Source organism: Sneathiella sp., assembly GCF_041689005.1.
GTDB lineage: Bacteria > Pseudomonadota > Alphaproteobacteria > Sneathiellales > Sneathiellaceae > Sneathiella.
In genome coordinates this window covers 1-5,968 of the sequence record NZ_JBDNHC010000076.1, presented here as the reverse complement: position 1 = coordinate 5,968, position 5,968 = coordinate 1, and the positions used below count along the sequence as shown (strand labels likewise).

Below are 5,968 nucleotides of genomic sequence, written 5' to 3'. Positions count from 1 at the left end.
CCGGCTTCGTTATTGACAAGAATGGCACCGATAAGGTCCTGCTCCGCCTCGATATTATGGGGGGCGGTGCGATAGGCGGGGGTGTCGCCCTCGTCGCCGGAGCGGCCTTCATTGAGCTTTACGGTTTCCATGGCGTGATCGTAGCATAGTTTGGCGGAGGATAAATAGCGTGGCGAACGATAAAGATTATCGGGCAGAATTTATTTGGGGATAAAATCCGTGCACAGCCTGTGAACTTCGGGGATAACATTAGCCAGGCATATAAAAAAGCGGCGCCGGAGAACCGGCACCGCCTTTATGGGAGAAGGATAAAGCGCGTGGGATTTACGCGTGGTCTTTATCGGTATCTTCGCTGTCGTCCGAACGGCCTTCCGTGGCTGGCCGCAACTCGTCCATATCAACTTCGGCGGTCGATTCAAAGACATTGACCACGGATTCGTCACGTTCGTTAAGGGCGGCTTCGGCGGCCTCCTCGACGGACTCGCCGCGGGCCTGAATCTCGGCTTCTTCCTTGGAGCGGGCGATATTGACAACAACATCAACCGTTACTTCCGGGTGGAGGCGCGCCTTCACGTCGTGCAGGCCAAGAGTTTTGAGAACCTTGTCGAGAATGATCTGTTTGCGGCTGACGGTAAAGCCTGCCTCGGTGACCGCTTTCGCGATATCCTGAGTGCTGACCGAGCCGTAAAGCTGCTGGGAATCGCTGGCGGCGCGGATCAGGATGACGGTGACGCCATCGAGCTTCTCGCCGACTTTCGCGGCTTCGTCGCGGCGCTTGAGGTTTTCCGCCTCAAGCTGGGCGCGCTGGGCTTCGAACAGTCCCAGGTTTTCCTTGCTGGCGCGCAGGGCCTTGTTCTGCGGCAACAGGTAGTTGCGGGCGTACCCGTTTTTGACAGAGACGACATCGCCCATCTGCCCGAGTCTCTCAATTCGTTCCAGTAAAACTACTTCCATCAGTCATCCTCCTCGCGGGTGGGGGGGGCAAAGCGACGCCTGAACCCGACCCAGTTTTCCATCAATCCCAGTATCGTTATCACCACAACCAGCCATAACGTTACAATTAATACTGCGTAAATCGCCCCCAATATGAAGGGGCGGCCGTTCCATCTGCGACTGACCACATGAATAACCGCCATCCCTTGCAGGAAGAACACGGTTTCCAGCGTGATCACTATCGCCCCCACTACGGGCCAGTGACCGTCGAGTATAATACTCAGGACCACCGCCGCCGTGAAGGCAAGAGCCAGCCATACCGGCAGCTCCATCTTCGTCAATTCGGGTGTCGGCCTTATATTCCGGTTGAAGCGGACCAGCACCCCTTGCGCAAGGCTGCCGCTCAACAGGATAAACAGGCCCCACATCGGACCGAGAAACTGCGGCATCATCGCCACGAAATCGCTCCCGGTCAGTGCGGAGTTGACACCCCTTATTTCTTTCAGTTGCACCATCATCTGGTCAAAAGCCGAGACCAGCGCCTGTCGCAACCCCTCATCCCAGTTCAGCATCACCATCGCGGCGACCGTCAGGGCAATACATATACCGGCCCACCACATCATCAGATATTCGGTTGGATACCAGAATATCTGCCCGTCCGCTTCCCGCTTCAGCAACGCCTGACGGACGAGAATGACGACCGGGACGCCGGAAATTCCGGCATAGGTCAACCCGAACACCGGATCAAGGAGCACGGCTGCGACCACAGCCCCGCTCACCACCGATATCGCGGCACTCCGGACACCGAACCCAAGGCCCGACACAAACAGCGGGACCAGAGACAATGTCCATAAGGCGAGAGACTGAAACGCCATGCCGTACGTTGCCATCCCGGAATTTCCAACGACGGAAATCGACAGCAGCAGCGTGCTTAAGATGCCAAGCGCAACGGCAACGAGTAGTTCCTTGGCCATGGTCAGTCTACTACCGGGCGGCGAAACAGCCGCTGCCCGGACTTTCTATCGTACGAGGAACGGCAGTAACGCCAGGTTTCTTGCGCGTTTGATTGCTTTTGCCAGTTCCCGCTGCTTCTTCGCCGAGACCGCGGTAATGCGGCTTGGCATGATCTTGCCCCGCTCCGAGACATAGCGCTGCAGGAGTTTGACATCCTTGTAATCGATTTTCGGGGCGCCTTCGCCTGTAAACGGACAGGTCTTGCGGCGACGGAAAAACGGGCGACGTTGTGCATCAGCCATTATGCGTCTCCTTCTGCGGTCGCTTTTTCAGCGGTAGCGGGTTCATCGGTGCTTTTTTCGTCGGCAGTCTTGGTCTCGGTGTCTGCCGTAGCAGGCTTGTCATCGCTGTCGTCATCGCGGTCACGGCGACCGCCGGGACGGGCGCTGCGGCTCTGCAGCATGACGGAATCATTCGGGTCAAGCTCTTCAACCTTGATCGTCATGTGACGCAGGATGTCTTCATGCAGGCTGAGATTGCGTTCCATTTCCTTGACGGCCGGTGCCGGAGCATCGATATTCAACAGGACGTAATGACCCTTGCGGTTTTTCTTGATTTTATAGGCAAGATTGCGAAGGCCCCAGTTTTCAACCTTGGCGACTTCGCCGCCGCCGCTAGTGATAAAACCGGACATATGCTCGGTCAGGGTTTCCACCTGCTGGGTGGAGATGTCCTGACGTGCAATAATAACTGTCTCGTAAAGAGGCATATATAAAGCTCCTTATGGCTCTTGGATGCTTGGAGTTACCCTATGTAACCAACCAGGCTTAGCCGACCTCCGTCGGCAAGGAGTATTGAGGCGGCGGACTATACAGATTTTACGGCCTTATGCAAGTGGGCTTGACAGGAATTTTTGCTGCAATATACCCATGGCGTGACCATAACAAGGATCGGACCCAATTAATGACACGTGCATTCATTTTTCCAGGACAGGGCAGCCAGGCTGTCGGCATGGGGCAGGAGCTGGCGAAAAGCCATTCCGTCGCCCGCGAGGTTTTTCAGGAAGTGGACGATGCGCTCGGCCAGAATCTCAGCCGCCTGATGTTTGAAGGCCCGATTGAGGAACTAACCCTCACCGAAAATGCGCAACCCGCCCTTATGGCGGCGAGCCTGGCCGTGGTCCGCGTTCTTGAAAAGGACGGCAACATGGATTTTGCCAAGACCGCCCGCTTTGTCGCCGGCCATTCGCTCGGTGAATATTCGGCGCTGACGGCGGCGGGAGCGCTGGATCTCGCCGATGCGGCGCGACTTCTGAAGGCGCGCGGCCTTGCCATGCAGGAGGCGGTACCGGTTGGCATTGGCGCGATGGCAGCGCTTCTCGGGCTCGATATCGGCCCGGTCGAGGAACTGGTCGCTGAGGCACAGGCAAAATCCGTCGATGGCGGGATCTGCGTTGTTGCCAACGACAATGCTGATGGCCAGGTGGTTCTGAGTGGTCACAAGGAGGCGGTCGAGGCGGCCATCGAGGTTGCCAAGGAGAAAGGCGTGAAAAAGGCGATGCTGCTGCCGGTCAGCGCCCCGTTCCATTGCCCGCTCATGCAGCCCGCCGCCGATGTCATGGCGGAGAAGTTGACCGAGGTTGTGATAGCCCCGCCGCGCGTGCCGCTGGTCGCTAATGTCACGGCATCGGAGGTGAGCGATCCCGATAGCATCCGCCGCCTGCTGGTCGAGCAGGTAACCGGGCGGGTGCGCTGGCGTGAATGCGTTCTCTATATGGGGGAGCAAGGGGTCACCGAGCTGGTTGAGCTGGGCACCGGCAAGATTCTCACCGGCATGGTGCGGCGGATCAATCGCGAGATGACCGGCTCCGCCGTTCAGGGCTCACAGGATATCGAGGCCTTTCTCGCCAGCTTGTAGGCGCGCGGGAATGACTTGATAAACAGGATAACAAATGAGGGATAACATGTTTGATCTAACTGGTAAATTCGCACTGGTCACTGGCGCCTCGGGCGGGCTGGGGGCGGCCATTGCCCGCGATTTGCACGGGCGCGGCGCCACCGTCGCCCTCTCCGGCACCCGTGAGGATGCCCTGAAAGAGGTCGCCGCCGAGCTCGGTGATCGGGTCCATGTCCTGCCCTGTAATCTCTCCGATCCGGCGGCGGTGGCTGAACTGATCAAGCAGGCCGAGGCGGCCATGGGGCAGGTGGATATTCTCGTCAATAACGCCGGACTGACCCGTGACGGCCTTGCCATGCGCATGAAGGACGAGGACTGGGACCTGGTCATGGATGTCAACCTGAAGGCGGCGTTCCAGCTGTCGCGTAATGTACTGCGCGGCATGATGAAGCGGCGCTTTGGCCGGATTATCGGCATCACCTCCATCGTTGGCGTCACCGGCAATCCGGGCCAGATGAATTACGCCGCGTCGAAGGCGGGCATGATCGGCATGTCTAAATCGCTGGCGCAGGAAGTGGCAAGCCGCGGCATCACGGTCAATTGCATCGCCCCCGGCTTTATCGAGACCGCGATGACGGATGCGCTGCCCGACGCCCAGAAGGAGGCGCTGCTGACGGGGGTGCCGATTGGCAAGCTCGGGCGTCCGGCGGATATCTCGGCGGCGGTTGTCTATCTTGCCTCTGACGAGGCGGCCTATGTGACCGGGCAGACGCTGCATGTGAACGGCGGCATGGCGATGATATGACGGCCGCTTGCCGGCCATAGTGATGGATAAATTCACTTCGCTACGAGGTTTCCTTTGCAACCGGATTAAAGTATGTTAGGAAACCGCACCAATTTGACCTCCGTTGGTGCTTGAATTTTCGGGACCGTGGGGGTAAGGAATGAGTTATACAAATTTAACTGTCGGATTGTCTAAGGATACAGCTATGAGTGATACCGCAGAACGCGTTAAGAAAATTGTTGTTGAACATCTCGGGGTAGACGAGGGAAAAGTTACGGACGAAGCAAGTTTCATCGATGATCTGGGCGCGGACAGCCTGGATACGGTTGAGCTCGTTATGGCATTCGAGGAAGAATTCGGTATCGAGATTCCCGATGATGCCGCAGAAAAGATCCTGACAGTGAAAGACGCGATCACGCATATCGAAGCTGCGTGATCGATAAGGAACGGCGATAGGCCTCAGATTTCTCCTGAACACTTTCGATAGGTTTTAGCATGCGACGTGTGGTTGTTACCGGACTGGGCTTGGTAACCCCCTTGGCAAATGGTGTTGCCCCGACCTGGAAGAAGCTGATAAACGGCGAATCCGGGGCGGGCCTGTTGACCAAAATCAACACCGACGACCTGCCGGTCCGTTACGGCTGTGAAGTGCCGATCAACCCGGATCATCCGAACGCCTTCATCGCCGATAATTACCTGGAGCCCAAGGAACAGCGCAAAGTCGATGACTTCATCCTTTTCGGTATTGCCGCGGCGGATGAGGCAGTCAAGGACAGCGGCTGGGTGCCACAAACCGAGGAAGAGGCCTGCCGCACCGGGGTCACTATCGGCTCCGGCATCGGTGGCCTCCCGTCGATCGAGGAATATGCCATCATCCTGCATGAGCGGGGCCCGCGCCGGGTCAGCCCGTTCTTTATTCCGGGCGCGCTGATCAATCTTTGCTCCGGCCAGGTCTCTATCCGCCACGGATTCAAAGGACCGAACCATGCGGTGGTCACCGCCTGTTCCTCCGGCGCCCATGCTATCGGCGATGCGGCGCGGATGATCGCCGATGACGATGCTGACGTGATGGTCGCGGGCGGCGCGGAAGCAGCGATCTGCCGTCTCGGCATCTCCGGGTTCGCCGCCGCCAAGGCGCTGTCCAAGGGTTACCACGACGCGCCGGAAACGGCCTCGCGTCCCTATGACAAGGGCCGCGACGGCTTCGTCATGGGCGAGGGGGCGGGCATTGTCGTTCTTGAAGAATATGAACATGCGAAAAAGCGCGGCGCCAAGATCTATGCCGAAGTCGTCGGCTATGGCCTCTCCGGCGATGCCTATCATATTACGGCTCCGGCCAGCGATGGTGACGGCGGGTTCCGCGCCATGCAGATGGCGCTCAAGAAATCCGGGCTGAACCCT

The 5,968-nt window shown here is 58.2% G+C and carries 8 protein-coding genes; 4 read left to right on the top strand and 4 right to left on the bottom strand.

From position 1 onward, the window contains the following. Positions 1–324: 324 nt before the first annotated feature. The 4 genes from rplI to rpsF are packed head-to-tail and all read right to left on the bottom strand — an operon-like array spanning position 325 to position 2,656. Positions 325–954 (bottom strand): 50S ribosomal protein L9, encoded by a 630-nt coding sequence (rplI, locus tag ACESNI_RS09670; protein WP_373086378.1) that lies wholly within the window; start codon positions 952–954, stop codon positions 325–327. After that, positions 954–1,907 carry a DUF2232 domain-containing protein gene (locus tag ACESNI_RS09665; protein ID WP_373086377.1) on the bottom strand — a complete coding sequence of 318 codons (954 nt, stop codon included), beginning with the start codon at positions 1,905–1,907 and terminating at the stop codon, positions 954–956. Before ACESNI_RS09665 ends, rplI begins: the two co-directional genes overlap by 1 nt. Before the next feature lie 45 nt (positions 1,908–1,952). After that, on the bottom strand, positions 1,953–2,189 hold the full coding sequence (gene rpsR, locus ACESNI_RS09660) for a 30S ribosomal protein S18 (RefSeq protein WP_373086376.1): 237 nt from the start codon (positions 2,187–2,189) through the stop codon (positions 1,953–1,955). Beyond that, positions 2,189–2,656, bottom strand: a complete 468-nt coding sequence (gene rpsF, locus ACESNI_RS09655; RefSeq protein WP_373086375.1) for a 30S ribosomal protein S6 — start codon at positions 2,654–2,656, stop codon at positions 2,189–2,191. Before rpsF ends, rpsR begins: the two co-directional genes overlap by 1 nt. A gap of 194 nt (positions 2,657–2,850) precedes the next feature. Between rpsF and fabD the strand changes: the two genes are divergently transcribed. The 4 genes from fabD to ACESNI_RS09635 form a co-directional block, all read left to right on the top strand. After that, on the top strand, positions 2,851–3,804 hold the full coding sequence (gene fabD, locus ACESNI_RS09650) for an ACP S-malonyltransferase (protein ID WP_373086374.1): 954 nt from the start codon (positions 2,851–2,853) through the stop codon (positions 3,802–3,804). Between the two features lie 46 nt (positions 3,805–3,850). Next, positions 3,851–4,588, top strand: coding sequence for a 3-oxoacyl-ACP reductase FabG (fabG, locus tag ACESNI_RS09645; RefSeq protein ID WP_373086373.1), 738 nt, complete (start codon positions 3,851–3,853; stop codon positions 4,586–4,588). 184 nt (positions 4,589–4,772) lie between these two features. Beyond that, the gene (locus tag ACESNI_RS09640) at positions 4,773–5,003 is read left to right on the top strand and encodes an acyl carrier protein (protein WP_373086371.1); all 231 of its coding nucleotides are present in this window, start codon (positions 4,773–4,775) and stop codon (positions 5,001–5,003) included. Between the two features lie 59 nt (positions 5,004–5,062). Further along, positions 5,063–5,968: beta-ketoacyl-ACP synthase II (locus ACESNI_RS09635; RefSeq protein WP_373086369.1), on the top strand; the 906-nt coding region annotated here is incomplete at its 3' end.

Excerpts from the sequence above, each read along its gene's own strand:
- rplI (WP_373086378.1), bottom strand. The coding sequence starts at position 954 with ATGGAAGTAGTTTTACTGGAACGAATTGAGAGACTCGGGCAGATGGGC.
- ACESNI_RS09665 (WP_373086377.1), bottom strand. The coding sequence starts at position 1,907 with ATGGCCAAGGAACTACTCGTTGCCGTTGCGCTTGGCATCTTAAGCACG.
- rpsR (WP_373086376.1), bottom strand. The coding sequence starts at position 2,189 with ATGGCTGATGCACAACGTCGCCCGTTTTTCCGTCGCCGCAAGACCTGT.
- rpsF (WP_373086375.1), bottom strand. The coding sequence starts at position 2,656 with ATGCCTCTTTACGAGACAGTTATTATTGCACGTCAGGACATCTCCACC.
- fabD (WP_373086374.1), top strand. The coding sequence starts at position 2,851 with ATGACACGTGCATTCATTTTTCCAGGACAGGGCAGCCAGGCTGTCGGC.
- fabG (WP_373086373.1), top strand. The coding sequence starts at position 3,851 with ATGTTTGATCTAACTGGTAAATTCGCACTGGTCACTGGCGCCTCGGGC.
- ACESNI_RS09640 (WP_373086371.1), top strand. The coding sequence starts at position 4,773 with ATGAGTGATACCGCAGAACGCGTTAAGAAAATTGTTGTTGAACATCTC.